15 protein-coding genes and 1 tRNA gene are annotated in these 20,538 nt (G+C 54.2%); 8 read left to right on the top strand and 8 right to left on the bottom strand.

The genetic code is table 11. From position 1 onward, the window contains the following. Nucleotides 1–205 precede the first annotated feature (205 nt). The 5 genes from serS to lrp form a co-directional block, all read right to left on the bottom strand. The gene (gene serS / locus AC3G3F_RS12260; RefSeq protein ID WP_023248443.1) at nt 206–1,498 is read right to left on the bottom strand and encodes a serine--tRNA ligase; all 1,293 of its coding nucleotides are present in this window, start codon (nt 1,496–1,498) and stop codon (nt 206–208) included. A 258-nt stretch (nt 1,499–1,756) separates the two neighbouring features. After that, nucleotides 1,757–3,100, bottom strand: coding sequence for a replication-associated recombination protein RarA (gene rarA, locus AC3G3F_RS12255; protein ID WP_000067785.1), 1,344 nt, complete (start codon nt 3,098–3,100; stop codon nt 1,757–1,759). 9 nt (nt 3,101–3,109) lie between these two features. Beyond that, nucleotides 3,110–3,721 (bottom strand): outer membrane lipoprotein periplasmic chaperone LolA, encoded by a 612-nt coding sequence (gene lolA, locus AC3G3F_RS12250; protein ID WP_023183251.1) that lies wholly within the window; start codon nt 3,719–3,721, stop codon nt 3,110–3,112. A 142-nt stretch (nt 3,722–3,863) separates the two neighbouring features. After that, nucleotides 3,864–7,730 carry a DNA translocase FtsK gene (locus tag AC3G3F_RS12245; RefSeq protein ID WP_488395063.1) on the bottom strand — a complete coding sequence of 1,289 codons (3,867 nt, stop codon included), beginning with the start codon at nt 7,728–7,730 and terminating at the stop codon, nt 3,864–3,866. Nucleotides 7,731–7,864: 134 nt separating this feature from the next. Continuing rightward, nucleotides 7,865–8,359, bottom strand: coding sequence for a leucine-responsive transcriptional regulator Lrp (gene lrp / locus AC3G3F_RS12240; protein ID WP_000228469.1), 495 nt, complete (start codon nt 8,357–8,359; stop codon nt 7,865–7,867). Between the two features lie 547 nt (nt 8,360–8,906). Between lrp and trxB the strand changes: the two genes are divergently transcribed. The 5 genes from trxB (at nt 8,907) to infA (ending at nt 14,757) form a co-directional block, all read left to right on the top strand. After that, nucleotides 8,907–9,875, top strand: coding sequence for a thioredoxin-disulfide reductase (trxB, locus tag AC3G3F_RS12235; protein ID WP_023248445.1), 969 nt, complete (start codon nt 8,907–8,909; stop codon nt 9,873–9,875). A 114-nt stretch (nt 9,876–9,989) separates the two neighbouring features. Beyond that, complete coding sequence (gene cydD, locus AC3G3F_RS12230; protein WP_063390298.1) at nt 9,990–11,756, top strand: heme ABC transporter permease/ATP-binding protein CydD; 1,767 nt, start codon at nt 9,990–9,992, stop codon at nt 11,754–11,756. Further along, nucleotides 11,757–13,478 (top strand): heme ABC transporter ATP-binding protein/permease CydC, encoded by a 1,722-nt coding sequence (gene cydC / locus AC3G3F_RS12225; protein WP_070804007.1) that lies wholly within the window; start codon nt 11,757–11,759, stop codon nt 13,476–13,478. A 44-nt stretch (nt 13,479–13,522) separates the two neighbouring features. Beyond that, a complete protein-coding gene (aat, locus tag AC3G3F_RS12220; protein WP_023248448.1) occupies nt 13,523–14,227 on the top strand; it encodes a leucyl/phenylalanyl-tRNA--protein transferase in 705 nt (234 codons plus the stop codon). A gap of 311 nt (nt 14,228–14,538) precedes the next feature. Then, nucleotides 14,539–14,757, top strand: a complete 219-nt coding sequence (gene infA / locus AC3G3F_RS12215; protein WP_001040187.1) for a translation initiation factor IF-1 — start codon at nt 14,539–14,541, stop codon at nt 14,755–14,757. A gap of 90 nt (nt 14,758–14,847) precedes the next feature. Here the strand turns inward: infA and AC3G3F_RS12210 are convergent, their stop codons facing one another. Next, entirely contained in the window at nt 14,848–15,759 is a 912-nt protein-coding gene (locus AC3G3F_RS12210; RefSeq protein WP_023248449.1) for a LysR family transcriptional regulator, read from the bottom strand. Nucleotides 15,760–15,867: 108 nt separating this feature from the next. On the opposite strand from AC3G3F_RS12210, the gene AC3G3F_RS12205 reads away from it, so the two are divergent. The 3 genes from AC3G3F_RS12205 (at nt 15,868) to AC3G3F_RS12195 (ending at nt 17,660) form a co-directional block, all read left to right on the top strand. After that, nucleotides 15,868–16,728, top strand: coding sequence for a pirin family protein (locus AC3G3F_RS12205; protein WP_023248450.1), 861 nt, complete (start codon nt 15,868–15,870; stop codon nt 16,726–16,728). Nucleotides 16,729–16,747: 19 nt separating this feature from the next. Then, nucleotides 16,748–17,425, top strand: a complete 678-nt coding sequence (locus tag AC3G3F_RS12200) for a hydrolase (protein ID WP_063390295.1) — start codon at nt 16,748–16,750, stop codon at nt 17,423–17,425. 147 nt (nt 17,426–17,572) lie between these two features. Next, nucleotides 17,573–17,660: transfer RNA gene (locus tag AC3G3F_RS12195), tRNA-Ser, on the top strand. 186 nt (nt 17,661–17,846) lie between these two features. Here AC3G3F_RS12195 and clpA read toward each other — a convergent pair. Both clpA and clpS read right to left on the bottom strand, forming a co-directional pair. Beyond that, nucleotides 17,847–20,123: an ATP-dependent Clp protease ATP-binding subunit ClpA gene (gene clpA, locus AC3G3F_RS12190; protein ID WP_053510025.1), complete on the bottom strand. Its 2,277-nt coding sequence runs from the start codon at nt 20,121–20,123 to the stop codon at nt 17,847–17,849. 30 nt (nt 20,124–20,153) lie between these two features. Next, nucleotides 20,154–20,474, bottom strand: a complete 321-nt coding sequence (clpS, locus tag AC3G3F_RS12185) for an ATP-dependent Clp protease adapter ClpS (RefSeq protein ID WP_000520786.1) — start codon at nt 20,472–20,474, stop codon at nt 20,154–20,156. Nucleotides 20,475–20,538: the final 64 nt, after the last annotated feature.

The raw sequence follows: 20,538 nt of genomic DNA, 5'->3' as shown, positions 1-20,538 counted from the left end.
ACAATAAGTCGATGTATAGATTTTTATATAGCGATGACACCGTTATAAAGTCTGATATATATCGAAAAAGTAGAAAAATAGCGTTAAAAACTGACCTTCATTCGAAATCAGTATTACCCCTAATAGAGTAGGGATTATTGTCCGGTATCAAACTGGCATAAAAAAAGCGCCCGAAGGCGCCTTTTAGAAGAGGAGAAAGCGAGGATTAGCCGATATATTCCAGTCCGTTCATGTACGGACGTAATACTTCCGGCACTTCAATGCGACCATCAGCCTGCTGATAGTTTTCCATCACGGCTACCAGGGTACGGCCTACCGCCAGACCAGAACCATTCAGGGTATGGACCAGGCGGGTCTTTTTGTCGGACTTACTGCGACAGCGTGCCTGCATACGACGCGCCTGGAAGTCCCAGATGTTAGAGCAAGAAGAGATCTCGCGGTAGGTATTCTGCGCCGGAACCCAGACTTCGAGGTCATAGGTTTTGCAGGCGCCGAAGCCCATATCACCGGTGCACAGGATGATTTTACGGTACGGCAGTCCCAGTAGCTGGAGCACTTTTTCCGCGTGGCCGGTCATCTCTTCCAGCGCCGCCATGGAATCTTCCGGGCGAACGATCTGCACCATCTCAACTTTGTCAAACTGATGCATACGAATCAGACCACGGGTATCACGACCATAAGAACCCGCTTCAGAGCGGAAACAGGGCGTATGCGCCGTCATTTTAATCGGCAACTGATCTTCGTCGATGATTTCATCGCGTACCAGGTTGGTCAGCGGAACCTCCGCCGTCGGGATCAAAGCATAGTTGCTGCTGTCTGCTTCTTCTTCCAGCGGGCGAGTATGGAACAGGTCGCCTGCGAATTTCGGCAATTGACCGGTGCCATACAGCGTGTCGTGGTTAACCAGATACGGCACGTAGTTTTCGCTATAGCCGTGCTGTTCCGTATGCAGATCCAACATGAACTGCGACAATGCGCGATGCATACGCGCAATCTGTCCTTTCATCACCACAAAACGGGAGCCGGTCAGCTTAACCGCAGCGGCAAAGTCGAGGCCGGAGTGCATTTCCCCTAAGGTGACGTGATCGCGGATTTCAAAATCAAACTCACGCGGCGTACCCCAGCGGCTGACTTCAACGTTGTCGTTTTCATCTTTGCCTACCGGCACTTCATCCGCAGGCAGATTTGGAATGGTTAGCGCGATATCGCGGATCTCCGCCAGCAAGGAATCCAGCTCGGCTTTCGCCGCATCCAGCTCTTCGCCCAGTTTATTCACTTCCCGGCGTAAAGGCTCAATATCTTCCCCGCGCGCTTTCGCCTGGCCGATGGATTTCGATCGAGAATTACGCTCTGCCTGCAGGTTTTCCGTGTTGACCTGCAAAACTTTACGACGCTCTTCAAGAGCGCGCAGCTTATCTACATCCAGCTTAAAGCCCCGGCGTGCCAGTTTTTCAGCGACTGCGTCTGGCTCATTACGCAGCAGATTGGGATCGAGCATGCTTATCCTGTGCTTATCGAATAATAAAAGGAAACGCGATCAATTGATGATCGCATCTGATTATATTGATGAACGTAAAACCCGTTTATTTGATGGCGACGTTTTCGCCTTATCTGACCGACAACAGCAATAACGCATCCATTGCGCCATACCCGCGGACCTCATAAGCAACGCGCTATCAGGCATAACGAGATTCATCATCAACGCCATGATACCTGGAGCATCATATTTAGAGATAACCTTACCGCAACGTTTACCCTAGCGGTAGCGTTTTGTGGGGCTATTTTGATCCTGTTCAGCCAGCCAGGCGAGCTTTTCGCCAATCTTGCCTTCCAGACCACGATTTGTCGGATGATAATAGCGCGTTTGCGCGATTTCCGGCGGGAAGTACACTTCACCCGCAGCATAAGCATTGGGCTCATCGTGGGCATAGCGGTACTCCTGGCCATAGCCCATCTCTTTCATCAGTTTGGTTGGCGCATTACGCAGATGGACAGGAACGTCATAATCAGGACGTTCGCGCGCGTCGGCCAGCGCAGCCTTAAAGGCGGTATAGACGGCGTTGCTCTTCGGCGCGCAGGCGAGATAAACGATAGCCTGCGCGATCGCCCTTTCGCCTTCAGCCGGGCCAACGCGAGTGAAACAATCCCAGGCGGCAATGGCGACCTGCATCGCGCGCGGATCGGCATTACCAACATCTTCCGAGGCGATAGCCAGACAGCGACGCGCCACGTACAGCGGATCGCCTCCTGCGGTAATAATTCGGGCATACCAATAGAGGGCAGCATCCGGCGCGCTACCGCGCACTGATTTATGTAAGGCGGAAATAAGATCGTAGAAACGATCGCCTTTGTTATCAAAACGCGCGCTGCGCTCGCCGGCGATCTCGGTCAATAAGGCGGGTAATAAAACCCGTTTACCGCTGTCATCCGCCTCCGCCATATCGGCCATCATTTCCAGCGTATTTAAGGCGCGTCGCGCGTCGCCATTGACCAGCTCAGCAATCGCTCGCCGTGTCTCATCCGGTAACACGATATCCTGATCGCCGTAACCACGCGTTTTGTCCTGCATCGCCTGGTCCAGCACTTGCTCAATATCGTCGGTGGTCAATGATTTCAGCAGATAGACCCGCGCTCGCGACAATAGCGCCGAGTTCAGTTCAAAAGAGGGGTTTTCCGTGGTCGCGCCGATAAAGGTGATAGTGCCATCTTCGATATGCGGTAAAAAGGCGTCCTGCTGGCTTTTGTTAAAGCGATGCACTTCATCGACAAACAGGATGGTACGGCGTCCGGCATTACGATTCTGGCGGGCACGCTCGATAGCTTCACGGATCTCTTTCACCCCGGAAGTAACAGCGGAAATACGCTCGACATCAGCGCTGGCGTAGCGGGCGATCACTTCGGCGAGCGTGGTTTTTCCCGTGCCTGGCGGCCCCCATAAAATCATAGAGTGCAGATGTCCGGCCTCAATAGCGCGAGGCAACGGTTTACCTGCGGCCAGCAAATGCTGCTGGCCGATATACTGCGCTAAATTTTCCGGCCGCATCCGCGCGGCCAGCGGTTGAAAGGTATTATCAGAAAAATCGAGCGACAGATTGCTCACTCATCGCCTCTACTTACGTTGGTCGTCTATCGTTACCCCTTGCGGCGGAGTAAACGTAAATTTTGATGGATCAACAGCGCCGTTTTGCTGGGATTTTAACTGATAGGCGCTACGCTGATCGTCTTGTTCTATGGCGCTGAACTGGTGGATAGTCCCGTCGCGTCCCACATTGATGGTGAACTGTTTCAGATTGCCGTTGCTGGCTTTCGGCGTCAGCACAAAATTATCGCCATCCTGCTTAATATTATACTGCTGCCAGTCGCTGGCCTGGTTGCGGGCAATTAGCATAAACGGTGTATTTCCGGTGGCATCTTTCAACCACGTGGCGGTAGCCTGTTCTACAAACGGGTTATAGAACCATAACGTTTTGCCGTCAGAAACCAGAATACTCTCGTCGGGTTGCGTCATATGCCAGTTGAATAAATTTGGCCGCTTAACCCATAAATCACCTTGCCCCTCCTGCACCGCAGCGCCGCTGCCATCGGTGACTTTTTGAGTAAAGCTGGCGTGAAAGCTGCTCACTTTATCCAGACGGCTTTTCAGAGAGCTGGCGGCGTCAGCCCATACGCTGCTGGCTACAACGCTTGAAAGTAATGCACAGGCGATTGCCATTTTTTTCATCATTATTCCTCAAGTTTCGACACTCCCGACCAGGAGCGCCTTTTGCTTTCTATTCCAGGCCAAAAATCAGCATGAGGAAAGAAGAAAATACTGAATTTTGTTACCGGATGGCAGCCTGAACGGCGCCATCCGGCTTACAGGTTTACTCAAAAGGCGGCGGAGCCAGCACTTCACGATTACCGTTATGTCCCTGAGCACTGACGATGCCCTGCGCTTCCATCTGTTCGATAATACGCGCCGCACGGTTATAGCCGATGCGGAACTGACGCTGAACGCCGGAAATGGACGCTTTACGCTTCTGGGTGACGAAATTAACGGCCTGATCGAATAGCGCATCTAATTCTTCGCCGCCGTCAAAACCGCCGCCACCACCTTCGCTTTCGCTGTCGGAGGTAATGCCATCCACATATTGCGGACGACCGCGCGCTTTCCAGTCCTGGACCACCGCATGGACTTCCTGGTCACGTACAAACGCTCCATGGACACGTACCGGCATGGTGGAGTTTGGTCCGGAGTAGAGCATGTCCCCCATCCCCAATAGCGACTCAGCGCCGCCCTGATCAAGGATGGTGCGGGAGTCGATCTTGCTGGATACGGTAAAAGCAATACGGGTTGGAATGTTGGCTTTAATTAAACCAGTAATCACATCGACCGACGGACGCTGCGTCGCCAGTACCAGGTGAATCCCCGCGGCGCGCGCTTTCTGTGCCAGACGCGCGATCAGTTCTTCAACTTTTTTACCGACGGTCATCATCAGGTCGGCAAATTCATCGACCAGTACCACGATATACGGCAGTTTTTCCAGAACCGGATGCTGAATATCCATACTGTCGCCCGGCTTCCAGTACGGGTCCGGAATCGGACGTCCCATGCGGGCCGCTTCGGCGATTTTCTCGTTGTAACCGGCCAGGTTACGCACGCCGAGCGCGGACATCAGCTTATAGCGACGTTCCATCTCATTGACGCTCCAGCGTAACGCGTTAGCCGCGTCTTTCATGTCGGTGACAACTTCGGTCAGCAGATGCGGAATACCTTCGTAGACCGAGAGTTCCAGCATTTTCGGGTCGATCATGATAAAGCGAACGTCTTCCGGCTGCGCTTTATACAGCATACTGAGGATCATGGCGTTAACCCCGACCGACTTACCGGAACCGGTCGTACCAGCCACCAGCAGGTGAGGCATTTTCGCCAGATCCGCCACTACCGGATCGCCCGCGATATCCTTACCTAACACCACGGTAAGCGGTGACGGATTCTCGCGGAATTTGGCGTTATCCAACACTTCGCGCAGATAAACGGTTTGCCGTTTCTTGTTCGGCAATTCCAACCCTACGTAAGGTTTGCCTGGAATGACTTCCACAACGCGTACGGCTACGGTTGACAATGAACGCGCCAGATCGCGGGAAAGGTTGGAGATACGCGCCGCTTTAACGCCCGGCGCCAGATTCAGTTCAAAGCGAGTAATGACCGGGCCTGGCGAATAGTTCACCACATCAGCTTTAATGCGGAAATCCGCCAGGCGCGCTTCAACCAGACGCGCCATTTGTTCCAGCGCAAAGGTATCTACCGGTTCAACTTCGCTCGGCGGCGGCGTCAGAAGATCTAACGAAGGCAGCGGCGTCGTCGGACGCTGTAATGGACGGCTGTCGCCGTTACGCATCAACAGCGGGTGGATCAGGCTGTCTTGCGGCGCTGCCGGTTGTTGCGGCTGCGGCGTAACCGACTGTTGCGGCTGCTGATAATGCGGCTGCGGCGCTACCGGCTGTTGCGGCTGCTGATAGTGCGGCTGCGGCGCTACCGGCTGCTGAACAGGCGCTGACTCGGGCATTACGCCCGGCGTGAACAACGGTTCGTGCGGGCCTTCATCAACCAATACTTTCATTGGCGAGAAATCAAGATCGTCCAGTGAGAACGGCTGCGCGCCAGCGGGTTGCTCGCCGGAATAGCGCTGCTGTTGCGAAGCAGCAAACTGACGGGCCAATTCAGCTTCCGCGGCGGTATCGTCATCATCTGTCTGCTGCGTATCGTGCTGATACGCCTCACCATAACGATGCTGCTGCGACTGCGCAAACTGACGGGCTAACTCGTCCTGATGCATTGCATCTATTTCTTCATCTGTTAACTGCGGGCCCGTCTCGTACTGATTGCGCTCCGCCTCGCGGGCTTTTTCTTCTGCAATCCTCTGTGACGGCAGTTTAATACCGTACGACGCCAGTTCCCGACGAGTCGGCACACGAACGCGGTTCGGACGCGGCAGTTGCGGACCAATCCCCTCTTTCACCTGCGAACGCGGCGCGCCGCCGGTAGCCAGACCAAATGCAGGCGCAGCGGCTGCGGCGCCTGCTGCCAGGGCGCCACTCTTGATACCTGCGGCAAGCGGCGCGGCGGCGGCTACCGCTTCTACTGGCGGTATGGATGGCGCGACAGATACCGAAGGTTTGACCGGCGTGCTCTCTTTTACCGGCTCCGGAATCGGTTGGTACCATGCCGCCAGTTGTTCGCGCTCACGGGCGCGTTTCTCTTCCACCTCTTCAAAATAGTAAAGCGGAGGACGGGCGGGTCTGGTCTCTTCTATGCCAGGTTCAGGCTCGGTGGCAACCTGCTGTTCGATAACCGGCGGCGGCATGTGGGAAGGTTCAGCCGCTATCGGCTCCGGCTGATAAACTGGCGTCGGCTGATGGGTCGGCTCCGACTGCCAGTGTTGTTCGGCATCCGGCGCCTGCCATTGCGGCTGTGTTTCCTGCGGCGCAAGAGATTCATATTCTGCTGTGGTCGCTGGCGTCGCGGCGTATTGCGGCGCGGAGGCGACAGGAACAGGTTGCTGCCACGGCGCACCTTGCGCCTCCTGCGGTTGAGCATATTGCGGATGCGGCGGATACCCCTCCGGCGCAGGCGCGATAACCGGTTCGCCAGTTTGCGGCCCCGGTACGGGCTGCCACTCCACGGTCGGTTGCGCAGCAACCGGCTCCGCCCCCGGCATGGACGGCATTTGCATGATGGGATCGGCGGACGCCGCCCACGTCTGAGTGGCTGCGGTTGCGGCCGCAGCGGCGGCGACAGGTTCAACCACAGAGTGACCGTTTAGCAGAGGATCATAGTCATCATATTCCGACTGCGTCGCACGGTTGCCCGAAAACAGAACATCGTCGGGATCGGCAGCGACGCCGCGCGCGCTATACTGGATATCATCGTCATCATCCATCCGTTTGCCGGAAAAGAGCGCGGCATCGGTCTGACGGCCCCGTGGATTGCTGAATTTTTCAGCCAGTCGTTTACGACGCGCCAACGCGCCGCGCAGAATACGCGCCCGGCGAGATTCACGCTGCACGCCGTCTGTTTCTTCATCGTATTCGTCATCATACTCTTCGTCGTCAACCCACGTATCATCACGCCGGGTACGGTTGCTGGCGAAAGTCAGTATATTAAGCAACCAGCCGCCTAATTTTTCGGCGATACTAACCCAGGACCAGCCGGTAAAGAGCGTCAGCCCGGCAGCCCAAATACAGAGAAGCGTTATCGTTCCGCCGCTACTATGCAGCAACGGCTGCAGCGTGGTGCTTAACAGGCTGCCAATTACGCCGCCGGAGGCGAAATACCAGATATCGTCGGCGTTAATGGCCGCCAGACCGCAGGAGGTGAGAATCAGCGCCAGCACGCCGATAAGGCGTAGCGACACGGCGAAATAATCGATGTAATCATCCGTAGACTGGTGACGCCACGCAAACCAGCACCCGCCGACAATAATGACAGGGATGGTGTAGGCCATCACGCCAAAAATAAAGAACAGAGTATCGGCCAGCCACGCGCCCGGCGCACCGCCTAAATTATGGATGGGTTCATGCCAGGCGGTTTGCGACCAACTGGGGTCCGAAGGGTTAAAGCTCAACAAGGCCGCCATCAACCAGACGGCAAAAAGGGCAATAAGTATCAACAACGCTTCCAGAAGTCGGCGCCCGCTGCTTAACTTCGTCAATGTGACGTCTTTGTCTTCAGTATATTCCTGGCTCAAAAAAGGCTCTCCAGGTTCCGGGCTTTTCCCGCCCGATGCTAAAACGGACAACAGCACCGGGTTACCCCGGCACTGTTGCTGTATGGATTAACAGGAGTGTAATCAAACTACGGCGATTTTGCACCTGTTCCGTGTTAGCGTGTCTTAATAACCAGACGATTACTCTGTTTTACCTCTTCCATCACTACGTAAGTTCGGGTGTCGTTCACACCTGGCAAGCGCAGCAACGTCTCTCCCAATAATTTTCGATACGCTGACATATCCGGTACACGGGTTTTCAACAGGTAATCGAAATCGCCGGAAACCAAATGACACTCCTGAATCTCTTCAAGCTTTTGCACGGCGGCGTTAAACTGTTCAAACACGTCCGGCGCGCCGCGATTTAAGGTAATCTCAACGAATACCAGAAGTGACGCATCCAGATAATGCGGGTTCAGCAGCGCCGTATAGCCCTGGATAAACCCCTGTCGTTCCAGCCGACGTACACGCTCAAGGCAAGGTGTCGGCGAAAGTCCTACTCGTTTAGAAAGCTCGACGTTGGAAATACGCCCATCCTTTTGCAGTTCATTAAGAATGTTACGATCGATACGGTCGAGATCTTTGCCAGGGCGCTTCTTGCTATCTACCATTATTATTGTCTCTCTGTATTCCTTCCCTACTCCTGCCTGACTCTACTCACATCACTGTTCAGAGTCGCTGCCCATCACAATAGACCGAAACCCAGAGGGATTAACGGCGCGCAATGCCTGGGTCTATGGTGAGAAGACCGTTGCCTCTCGGCAGCTATCAACATCACGAATGGCGTCTGTCCACGCCATGCGTAGATTTCACTAGCCCGGTAAACATGGTATTTACATGCATGATTATGCAGCACATACATAACACAGTTTTTTTCTTCCTCGAATGTTTTCGCAAAACAGCAGGTGATTGTCAAAGCAAAACATCGTTTTTTAGTACAACATGCCAGTTATTCATTAGAGAGGGCGGTAAACTGTCATTTTGTCACCTTATAAGTCACCGATTTTAAGTAAAATTTGTGATAATCACGCCGCTGTAGTGGTCGTTCATCGGTTCATGCTATTACACGTATTGTTAACAAAATCGTTATGCTCTTTTTTTACGTCTGTAAATTCCCTACAATTCTGCCCATTGTCTGCCAACAACTATGGGGATCTCATGGGCACGACCAAACACAGTAAGCTGCTTATTCTGGGCTCAGGACCGGCGGGATATACCGCGGCGGTGTATGCCGCGCGCGCAAATTTACAGCCGGTACTTATTACCGGTATGGAAAAAGGCGGTCAACTGACTACCACGACGGAAGTGGAAAACTGGCCCGGCGATCCAAACGATCTAACCGGTCCTCTGCTGATGGAACGCATGCATGAACACGCGGAAAAATTTGCTACTGAGATCATTTTCGATCACATCAATAGCGTGGATCTGCAACACCGTCCCTTCCGCCTGAAGGGCGACAACGGCGAGTATACCTGCGATGCGTTAATTATCGCGACCGGCGCTTCCGCGCGCTATCTGGGTCTGCCGTCTGAAGAAGCCTTTAAAGGACGCGGCGTTTCCGCCTGCGCAACCTGCGACGGTTTCTTCTACCGCAATCAGAAAGTGGCGGTGATCGGCGGCGGCAACACAGCGGTTGAAGAAGCGCTTTATCTGTCCAACATCGCTTCGGAAGTGCACCTTATCCATCGCCGTGACGGTTTCCGCGCTGAAAAAATCCTGATTAAGCGCCTGATGGATAAAGTCGAAAATGGCAATATCATCCTGCACACCAACCGGACGCTGGAAGAAGTGACCGGCAATCAGATGGGCGTCACCGGTCTGCGTCTTCGCGACACGCAGCAGAGCGATAATATAGAGACTCTGGACGTCGCCGGACTTTTCGTAGCCATCGGTCATAGCCCAAACACGGCGATCTTCGAAGGGCAGCTTGCGCTGGAAAATGGTTATATCAAAGTTCAGTCCGGCACCCATGGCAACGCCACACAAACCAGCATCCCTGGCGTATTCGCGGCGGGTGACGTCATGGATCATATTTACCGTCAGGCAATCACCTCTGCAGGTACGGGCTGTATGGCGGCGCTGGATGCCGAACGCTATCTCGATGGTCTGGCCGACGCGAGCAAATAGTTTTTACAAATCAGTAACAAAAGTAAAAAAGGCGACTATAAGTCGCCTTTATTTTTGCGTCGTTGTAACATTGCCCCTGCCTGAAATTCCAATAACTCACCTGCTAAGCGTGCAATGAATAAAACCCGTCAAAAAGAGCTGACCCGCTGGTTAAAACAGCAAAGCGTAATCTCCCAACGGTGGTTAAATATTTCCCGCCTGTTGGGGCTCATGAGTGGCGTATTAATTGTCGCTCAGGCCTGGATCATGGCGCGTATCCTGCAGCATATGATCATGGAGAACATTCCACGGGAAGCGCTGTTGCTCCCTTTTATCCTGCTGATACTGGTCTTTGTCCTCCGCGCCTGGGTGGTGTGGTTGCGCGAGCGCGTCGGTTTTCATGCCGGGCAACATATTCGCTTTGAGATCCGCCGTCAGGTGTTGGATCGTCTGCAGCAAGCCGGCCCCGCCTGGATTCAGGGCAAACCCGCCGGGAGCTGGGCAACGCTGGTGCAGGAGCAGATTGACGATATGCATGACTATTATGCGCGCTATCTGCCGCAAATGGCGCTTGCCATTTGCGTACCGCTCTTAATCGTGGCGGCGATTTTCCCGTCAAATTGGGCGGCGGCGCTGATTCTGCTGGGCACCGCCCCGCTCATTCCCTTATTTATGGCGATGGTGGGGATGGGCGCGGCTGACGCCAATCGCCGCAATTTCCTGGCGCTTGCCCGACTAAGCGGCCATTTTCTTGACCGTCTGCGCGGGATGGAAACGCTGCGAATTTTCGGTCGCGGCGAAGCGGAAACCGACAGCATTCGCGCAGCATCACAGGATTTTCGTCAGCGCACGATGGAAGTACTGCGCCTCGCCTTTTTATCTTCCGGCGTGCTGGAGTTTTTCACCTCGCTTTCTATTGCGCTGGTCGCCGTTTATTTTGGCTTCTCTTACCTGGGCGAACTGAACTTTGGTCATTACGGTACCGGCGTGACGCTCGCCGCCGGGTTCCTCGCCTTAATCCTCGCGCCGGAGTTTTTCCAGCCGTTACGCGACCTCGGCACGTTTTATCATGCTAAGGCGCAGGCGGTTGGCGCGGCGGATAGTCTGAAAACTTTTCTGGAAACCCCCCTCGCCCACCCGGCGCGCGGCGAAGTTGAGTTGGCGGAAAACGAACCTGTAACCATTGACGCGATCGATCTCATTATCACCTCGCCAGAAGGCAAAACGCTTGCCGGGCCGCTGAATTTCTCATTAGCGGCAGGAGAACGCGCCGTCCTGGTAGGACGCAGCGGTTCCGGTAAAAGCTCTCTGCTGAATGTACTATCCGGTTTTCTCTCCTATCAGGGATCTTTGCGTATTAACGGTGTCGAGCTTCGCGAGCTCTCGCCGGAATCCTGGCGCCAGCATCTCTCCTGGGTCGGACAAAACCCGCAATTACCTGCGGCGACGCTAGGCGAAAACGTATTACTGGCGCGCCCGGACGCCAGTGAGCAGGAACTTCACGCCGCGCTTGACGCCGCATGGGTAAGCGAGTTTTTACCGCTGCTACCGCAGGGAGTGGATACTCCGCTCGGCAATCATGCCAGCAGACTTTCTGTCGGCCAGGCGCAGCGTGTAGCGGTCGCCCGCGCGCTACTTAACCCCTGTCAACTGCTGCTGCTGGATGAACCGGCGGCAAGCCTGGACGCTCACAGCGAGCAGCGCGTCATGCAGGCGTTAAAAGCGGCGTCAAAACGCCAGACCACATTAATGGTGACGCATCAACTGGAAGACCTCGCCGACTGGGATGCTATCTGGGTTATGCAAGATGGCGCGATTGTCGAACAAGGCAGTTATGCCGAACTCAGCGCCGCCAACGGCGCTTTTGCGACGTTATTGGCTCACCGTCAGGAGGATATTTAAATGCGCGCGCTACTCCCTTATCTGACGCTTTATAAACGCCACAAATGGATGCTAACGCTGGGAATTGCGCTGGCAATCCTGACCCTGCTTGCCAGTATCGGGCTACTGACGCTTTCCGGCTGGTTCCTGTCTGCTTCCGCTATTGCAGGCTTCGCGGGAATTTACAGTTTTAACTATATGCTCCCGGCTGCAGGCGTTCGCGGCGCAGCCATTACCCGTACCGCCGGTCGTTATTTTGAACGTCTGGTAAGTCATGACGCCACCTTCCGCGTGCTGCAACATCTGCGTATTTATACCTTCAGCAAACTTTTACCGCTCTCCCCCGCGGGTCTGGCGCGTTATCAGCAAGGTGAACTGCTGAATCGCATCGTTGCCGACGTCGACACGCTGGATCATCTCTATTTGCGCGTCATCTCCCCGCTGGTCGGCGCTTTTGTGGTGATTATGATTGTCACCCTGGGGCTCAGCATTCTCGACGTTACGCTGGCGATCACGCTGGGCGGCATTATGCTGTTGACGCTGTTTATTATGCCGCCAGTGTTTTATCGCGCCGGCAAAAATACCGGCCAAAATCTGACGCATCTACGTGGTCAGTATCGCCAGCAACTCACGTCATGGTTACAGGGCCAGGCGGAACTCACCATTTTTGGCGCCAGCAAACGCTATCGGGCGCAAATGGAAGCCACCGAATTACAATGGCATGAGGCCCAACGCCGGCAGTCTGAACTGACCGCCTTATCGCAGGCGTTGATGCTGCTGATTGGCGCGTTGGCGGTGATGTTAATGTTGTGGATGGCCTCCGGCGGCGTTGGCGGCAATACGCAGCCCGGCGCGCTCATCGCGCTGTTTGTCTTCTGCGCGCTGGCGGCTTTCGAGGCGCTTGCGCCCGTTACTGGTGCATTTCAGCATCTGGGACAGGTTATCGCCTCCGCACTTCGTATTACTGAGTTAACGGAGCAAAAACCGGAGGTGGCCTTTCCGCAGACAGAATCTCTCGCGCTGGAAAAGGTCACGCTCACCCTGCGGGACGTTTCGTTTCGTTATCCCGACCAGCCGATTAATGCGCTCAATGCCCTTTCATTACAGGCTACCCCTGGCGAACATATCGCTATTCTGGGGCGTACCGGCTGCGGAAAATCAACGCTGTTGCAGCTACTCACCCGCGCCTGGGACCCGCAACAAGGCGAAATTCTGCTCAACGATCTTCCGCTATCCTCGCTGAGCGAATCCGCCTTACGCCGGACTATCAGCGTGGTGCCGCAGCGTGTCCACCTGTTCAGCGCCACGCTGCGTGATAATTTATTACTGGCGGCGCCCAATGCCAGCGACGAAGCCCTTTCCGACATGCTGCGTCGCGTCGGCCTCGAAAAACTGCTTGAAGATAGTGGGCTTAATAGCTGGCTCGGCGAAGGCGGTCGACTGCTATCCGGCGGCGAACTTCGTCGTCTGGCCATCGCCCGCGCGCTGTTGCATGATGCCCCGTTAATGCTGTTGGATGAACCTACTGAGGGATTAGATGCGACCACCGAGAGCGAAATGCTGGAATTACTTGCCGATGTGATGCGCGAGAAAACCGTCCTGATGGTGACTCACCGTTTGCGCGGTCTGGCCCGTTTTGATCAAATTATCGTAATGGACGACGGACGCATCATTGAGCGGGGTACTCATGCAGAATTGTTAGCCGGACAAGGGCGCTATTATCAGTTTAAACAACGTCTGTAAGCTATTATTGAACGATCCGACTTGCATACTGGAGTTTCGCCGTCATGCGTCTGGTTCAGCTTTCCCGACATTCTATCGCCTTCCCTTCGCCTGAAGGCGCTTTACGCGAGCCTAACGGTTTACTGGCGCTGGGCGGCGATCTCAGCCCTGCCCGGTTGTTAATGGCCTACCAGCACGGGATTTTTCCGTGGTTTTCGCCGGGCGATCCGATTCTGTGGTGGTCGCCCGATCCGCGTGCCGTGCTGTGGCCTGAAAAGTTTCACCTCAGTCGCAGCATGAAACGCTTTCACAACGCCTCCCCTTACCGTGTGACGCTCAATTACGCTTTCGACCGGGTCATTGATGGATGCGCCAATCACCGTGACGAAGGCACCTGGATAACACGCGGCATTGAGGAAGCCTATCGCCGATTACATGAATTGGGACACGCGCACTCCATTGAAGTGTGGTGCGATCAGGAATTGGTCGGCGGGATGTATGGCGTCTCGCAGGGGGCGCTGTTTTGCGGCGAATCGATGTTTAGCCGCCAGGAGAATGCCTCTAAAACCGCACTGCTGGTTTTTTGCGCTGAATTTACTCATCACGGCGGAAAACTTATTGATTGTCAGGTGCTTAATAGTCATACCGCCTCGCTTGGCGCAATTGAAATTCCACGTCGCGACTACCTCGATCACCTCGTGTGCTTACGCCAACAGCCGCTGACCTCCCATTTTTGGGTACCACGTACATTATTTTTGCCCCGGAAGTGAATGTTTTCGGCACATTTTTTATTGGGGTGTTATAATTGCTGCCGCAGAATTGGTTTAGCTCATTATCCCGCAGCCCGCTGTCAGGTAACGCCCATCGTTTATTTCACCGTTCCCTTATATGTTGCGCTTATGTCGATACATCAGGCGGTAGTATCAGGGAAAAGGTGTATAGCGCGGCGTTGTCGTGTGTCGCGGAATCATGCGCTAAACCTGGTTTGCTGTGTTTTAAACGCACAAATCTTTACTTATCAAAAGAACTTCGGCATTATCTTGCCGGTTCAAATTATGGTAGTGATACCCCAGAGGATTAGATGGCCAAAGAAGACAATATTGAAATGCAAGGTACCGTTCTCGAAACGTTACCTAATACCATGTTCCGCGTAGAGTTAGAAAACGGTCACGTGGTTACTGCACACATCTCCGGTAAAATGCGTAAGAACTACATCCGCATCCTGACGGGCGACAAAGTGACCGTTGAGCTGACCCCGTACGACCTGAGCAAAGGCCGCATTGTCTTCCGTAGTCGCTAATTGTCCCCCTACGCCCTGAAGGGCGACTGGATAAAAGGTCGGTTTAACCGGCCTTTTTTGCGTCCATTAAATAGATGAATGACGAGCAGGTTACTCTTCCACCATGCGCGCATACTCTTCTGTCAAAAAATCGACCAACGCGCGTACGGAAGGTAATAATCCTCGCCGGGATGGAAACACAGCATGAATCACCTCCCGCCGGGGCTCCCACTCTTCCAGCACTGCGACCAGTTCACCGGCGGCCAGTTGTTCTTTCACCATTAAAATAGGTAACTGAACAAGTCCCACGCCCGCCATCGCCGCCTCGCGTAGCGCCAACATGTCGGTGGTAATCATACGCGGGGTGAAATGGACTTCCGCACGCGCGCCCTGCGGGCCATAAAGTTCCCAGCGGTGGATATGCTTACCTGATGCAAGACTTAGCCCTGGCCAATGGCTCAACTCCGCCGGGGCGGAAGGGCTTCCCATCCGTACGATGAGATCCGGGCTGGCAAACAGACGATGCCCTCTGTCGGCCAGGACGCGCATCACCAGATCGCTATCCTCAAACGGGCGTGGCCTGACGCGAATCGCCACATCCACCCCCTCCCCTACGACGTCCACCCGACGATTGGTCGCTTCAAGTTGTAGCGAAACATCAGGATAGCGCGCCATAAACTTCGCCAGCATTGGGCCGATGTGTACATGCAGCAGCGTCACTGGGCAGGTCAGCTTCACGATACCGCGAGGTTCTACCTGCAACGCGGCAATGGCATCCTGCGCCGCCTGAGCTTCCACCAGCATCGCTTTACAGTGCTCATAGAATGTTTGCCCCACTTCGGTAACGTTAAACTGCCGCGTGGTTCGCTGAATCAATCGCACGCCCAGCCGCTCCTCCAGTTGCGCAATACGCCGACTCAGTTTTGATTTTGGTTCATCAAGCGCCCGCCCCGCCGCAGCAAACCCCCCCTCTTCGACCACATGTACAAACCACGCAAAATCATTGAGATCTGTTTTTATCATTGCATTGTCCTATTAATGGAACAGTATGAGCCATTTTAGCCACTACTCAATATTTTGTCATGAATATAAGCTTATTCACATCAAGACAGCGCCATTGAGGAGAACACAATGAAACAGATTACAGGCGTCTATACCGCACCTCGCCCGCACTGGGTTGGCGATGGATTTCCGGTTCGTTCACTCTTTTCTTATCAGTCACATGCGCAGCAGTTGAGTCCATTTCTGCTGCTGGATTATGCCGGGCCGCACTCATTTACGCCAGGTAATGAAAAACGCGGCGTTGGAGAACATCCACACCGCGGTTTCGAGACCGTGACGATTGTTTATAGCGGCGAAGTCGAGCATCGGGACTCTACCGGTCGCGGAGGCGTTATCGGCCCGGGCGACGTTCAGTGGATGACCGCAGGCGCAGGTATTTTGCATGAAGAGTTCCACTCCGACGCCTTTACCCGTCAGGGTGGCGAACTGGAAATGGTGCAGTTGTGGGTCAACCTTCCAATGAAGGACAAAATGACCACCCCGGGTTATCAAAGCATTAACCACGATGTTATCCCGACCGTTACGTTGCCGGATGACGCCGGAACCGTGCGCATCATCGCGGGGCGTTATGAAGAGACAAAAGGCCCGGCGCATACTTTCTCGCCGCTCAATGTCTGGGATATGCGCCTGCAACGCAATCGCCAGCTCACGCTGTCTCAGCCGGAAGGATGGAGTACCGCGCTGGTGGTACTGAAAGGCAATATCACGGTGAACGGCACGACGCCGGTCAACGAAGCGCAACTGGTGGTATTGAGCCAGCAAGGGAAAACGCTGCACCTTGAGGCCAGCAGCGACGCCAGCGTATTGCTGTTATCAGGCGAGCCGCTGAATGAACCGATTGTGGGTTACGGCCCATTTGTTATGAACACGAAACAAGAGATCGCAGAAGCAGTACGCGATTTCAACTCCGGCCGTTTTGGCCAAATCTGAAAACATGAAGGAGAACACGATGTCCAGTCCTGCTAATTTTAATGGTTTGCGCCCGGTAATTGATGTTAACGATTCCGTGATGCTTTTAATCGATCATCAAAGCGGTCTTTTCCAGACCGTAGGCGATATGCCAATGCCGGAATTACGCGCTCGCGCAGCGGCGTTGGCGAAGATGGCGACGCTAGCGAAAATGCCGGTCATCACCACAGCATCCGTACCGCAAGGTCCGAACGGCCCGCTGATCCCGGAGATCCACACTAATGCGCCGCATGCGCAGTACATTGCGCGCAAAGGTGAAATTAACGCCTGGGATAACGAAGATTTCGTTAACGCAGTAAAAGCGACCGGTCGTAAGACGCTGATCATTGCCGGGACGATTACCAGCGTATGCATGGCATTCCCGGCCATTAGCGCGGTAGCGGAAGGTTATAAGGTATTTGCCGTGATCGACGCCTCCGGCACCTACAGCAAGATGGCGCAGGAGATCACCCTGGCACGTATCGTGCAGGCTGGCGTCGTACCGATGGATACCGCCGCGGTCGCCTCTGAGCTGCAAGGCACCTGGAACCGTGAAGACGCCGCCGCGTGGGCCGACGTTTATACTCAGGTATTCCCGGCATATCAACTGCTGATCGAAAGCTACAGCAAAGCGCAGGATGTGGTGAAAAACAACGAGATGTTGGATTCACAGCGCTAATTTGCCTCCCCGCGCCAGTTTGGGCGGGGATTATGTCTATTGCATGAGCAAACGACAGTGAATATGTAAATTCTGCTTGACCGTTTTAGCGCAACTCCCTATAGTAGCGCCCCGTTGCCCCCAAGCGGTCAGGCAGCAATACAATATGGTGAGGTGTCCGAGTGGCTGAAGGAGCACGCCTGGAAAGTGTGTATACGGCAACGTATCGGGGGTTCGAATCCCCCCCTCACCGCCATCTTAAAGAAAGAGCTCGTACGAAAGTACGGGCTTTTTTTTCGTATATTGCCCCATCATTGCCGGATGGCGGCACAGGCGTCTTATCCGGCCTACCGCGAGCACAGCGCCATCAGACATGAATACTATTATCCGGCGTAAAAAAACCGGGCGCTAAGGCCCGGTTTGTACGACAGTGAAACGAAGATTAATGCGCGGCTTCCGGCTTATGCTTTTGCGCACTCTGAAAGCCATACGTCAACGCATTTTTCTCTTTATCCAGCGCGACGGAGACCTGTCCGCCGTCAACCAGCGATCCAAACAGCAACTCATTGGCCAGCGGTTTTTTCAGGTTATCCTGAATCACACGCGCCATTGGTCGTGCGCCCATCGCCCGGTCATAGCCCTTTTCCGCCAGCCAGTCGCGCGCTTCCTGACTAACTTCCAGGGAGACGCCTTTCTGATCCAACTGAGCCTGCAACTCGACGATAAACTTATCGACAACCTGATGAATCACCTCGCCAGACAGATGATCGAACCAAATAATGTTGTCGAGACGGTTACGGAACTCCGGCGTAAACACTTTCTTGATCTCACCCATCGCATCGGTACTGTTGTCCTGATGAATAAGACCAATAGATTTACGTTCGGTTTCTCGCACGCCGGCGTTGGTGGTCATCACCAGCACCACGTTACGGAAATCCGCCTTACGGCCGTTGTTATCGGTCAGCGTACCGTTATCCATCACTTGTAGCAGCAGGTTAAAGACATCCGGGTGTGCTTTTTCGATCTCATCCAGCAGTAGCACCGCATGAGGATGCTTAATTACTGCATCCGTCAGCAGCCCGCCCTGGTCGAAACCGACGTATCCCGGAGGCGCGCCGATCAGACGGCTCACCGTATGACGTTCCATATATTCGGACATATCGAAACGCAGCAGCTCAATACCCAGCGCTTTTGAAAGCTGTACCGTAACTTCGGTTTTCCCTACGCCAGTTGGCCCGGCGAACAAGAACGAGCCGACAGGTTTATGCTCATGGCCCAGCCCCGCACGACTCATCTTAATAGCTTCGGTCAACGCCTCAATCGCGTTATCCTGGCCGAAAACCAGCATTTTCAGTCGATCGCCCAGATTCTTCAGCGTATCGCGATCGCTCTGCGAGACGCTCTTTTCAGGAATTCGCGCAATTCGCGCCACTACGGACTCAATATCCGCCACGTTGACCGTTTTCTTACGTTTGCTCACCGGCATCAGACGCGCCCGAGCGCCCGCTTCGTCAATCACGTCAATGGCTTTATCCGGCAGATGCCGGTCATTGATATATTTTACCGCCAGCTCAACCGCAGCACGCACCGCTTTCGCGGTATAACGCACGTCGTGGTGCGCTTCGTACTTAGGTTTCAAGCCGTTGATAATTTGCACCGTCTCTTCCACCGAAGGCTCGGTAATATCAATTTTCTGGAAACGGCGCGCTAATGCGCGGTCTTTCTCAAAGATATTGCTGAATTCCTGATAGGTTGTTGAGCCGATCACCCGGATCTTGCCGCTGGAGAGCAGCGGTTTAATCAGATTTGCCGCATCCACCTGTCCGCCAGACGCCGCGCCCGCGCCGATAATGGTATGGATTTCATCGATAAACAGGATGCTGTTGGTATCCTGCTCAAGCTGTTTCAGCAACGCCTTAAACCGTTTTTCAAAATCGCCGCGATATTTGGTGCCCGCCAGCAGCGAACCGATATCCAGCGAGTATAGGGTGCAATCGGCCATCACTTCCGGCACATCGCCCTGTACTATACGCCAGGCCAGTCCTTCGGCAATCGCCGTTTTGCCGACGCCGGATTCCCCCACCAGCAACGGGTTATTTTTACGGCGACGACACAATACCTGGATCGCGCGTTCCAGTTCTTTTTCACGACCAATCAGCGGATCGATGCCGCCCACGCGAGCAAGTTGGTTAAGATTCGTCGTGAAGTTTTCCATACGTTCCTCCCCGCCAGCTTGTTCGTCGCTAGTTGGCTGATTGCCGAGATCGGAAGATTGGCTCGGTTCGTCTTTTCGCGTCCCGTGAGAAATAAAGTTCACGACATCCAGACGGCTCACTTCATGCTTACGCAGCAGATAAGCCGCCTGTGATTCCTGTTCGCTAAAGATAGCCACCAGCACATTCGCGCCAGTCACTTCACTGCGCCCGGAAGACTGAACATGGAAGACAGCGCGTTGCAGGACACGCTGGAAACTTAACGTCGGCTGCGTATCACGCTCTTCTTCACTGGCAGGCAGTACGGGTGTGGTTTGTTCAATGAAGGCTTCGAGTTCCTGACGGAGCGCCACCAGATCCACGGAGCATGCTTCCAGCGCTTCGCGAGCCGATGGGTTGCTGAGCAGCGCCAGCAACAGATGCTCGACGGTCATAAACTCATGACGGTGCTCGCGCGCTCTGGCGAAAGCCATGTTTAAACTGAGTTCCAGTTCTTGATTGAGCATAGGCACCTCCCCCAATTTTTATACCTGCATTCAGGCTTTTTCCAGCGTACACAGCAACGGATGCTCGTTCTCCCTTGCATACTTGTTCACCATCGCCACTTTGGTTTCCGCCACTTCGGCGGTAAACACGCCACAGATGGCTTTGCCTTGATAGTGAACTGCAAGCATCAATTGCGTTGCACGTTCTACATCATAAGAAAAGAATTTTTGTAACACGTCAATAACAAACTCCATCGGAGTGTAATCATCATTGACTAATATCACTTTATACATAGATGGTGGTTTCAGCGCGTCGCGCACGTTATCTTCCACCAACTGGTCAAAATCCAGCCAATCGTTCGTCTTACCCATTGTCAGTCGTCATTATCGGTTACGGTTGCCGGCAGGAAAATCTGCCGCTGACCAGAGTCTATGC

The sequence above is a fragment of the Salmonella sp. FC25216 genome, from assembly GCF_057751355.1.
The sequence above is the reverse complement of the archived record's forward strand: the minus strand, read 5'-3'. Positions and strand labels throughout refer to the sequence as shown.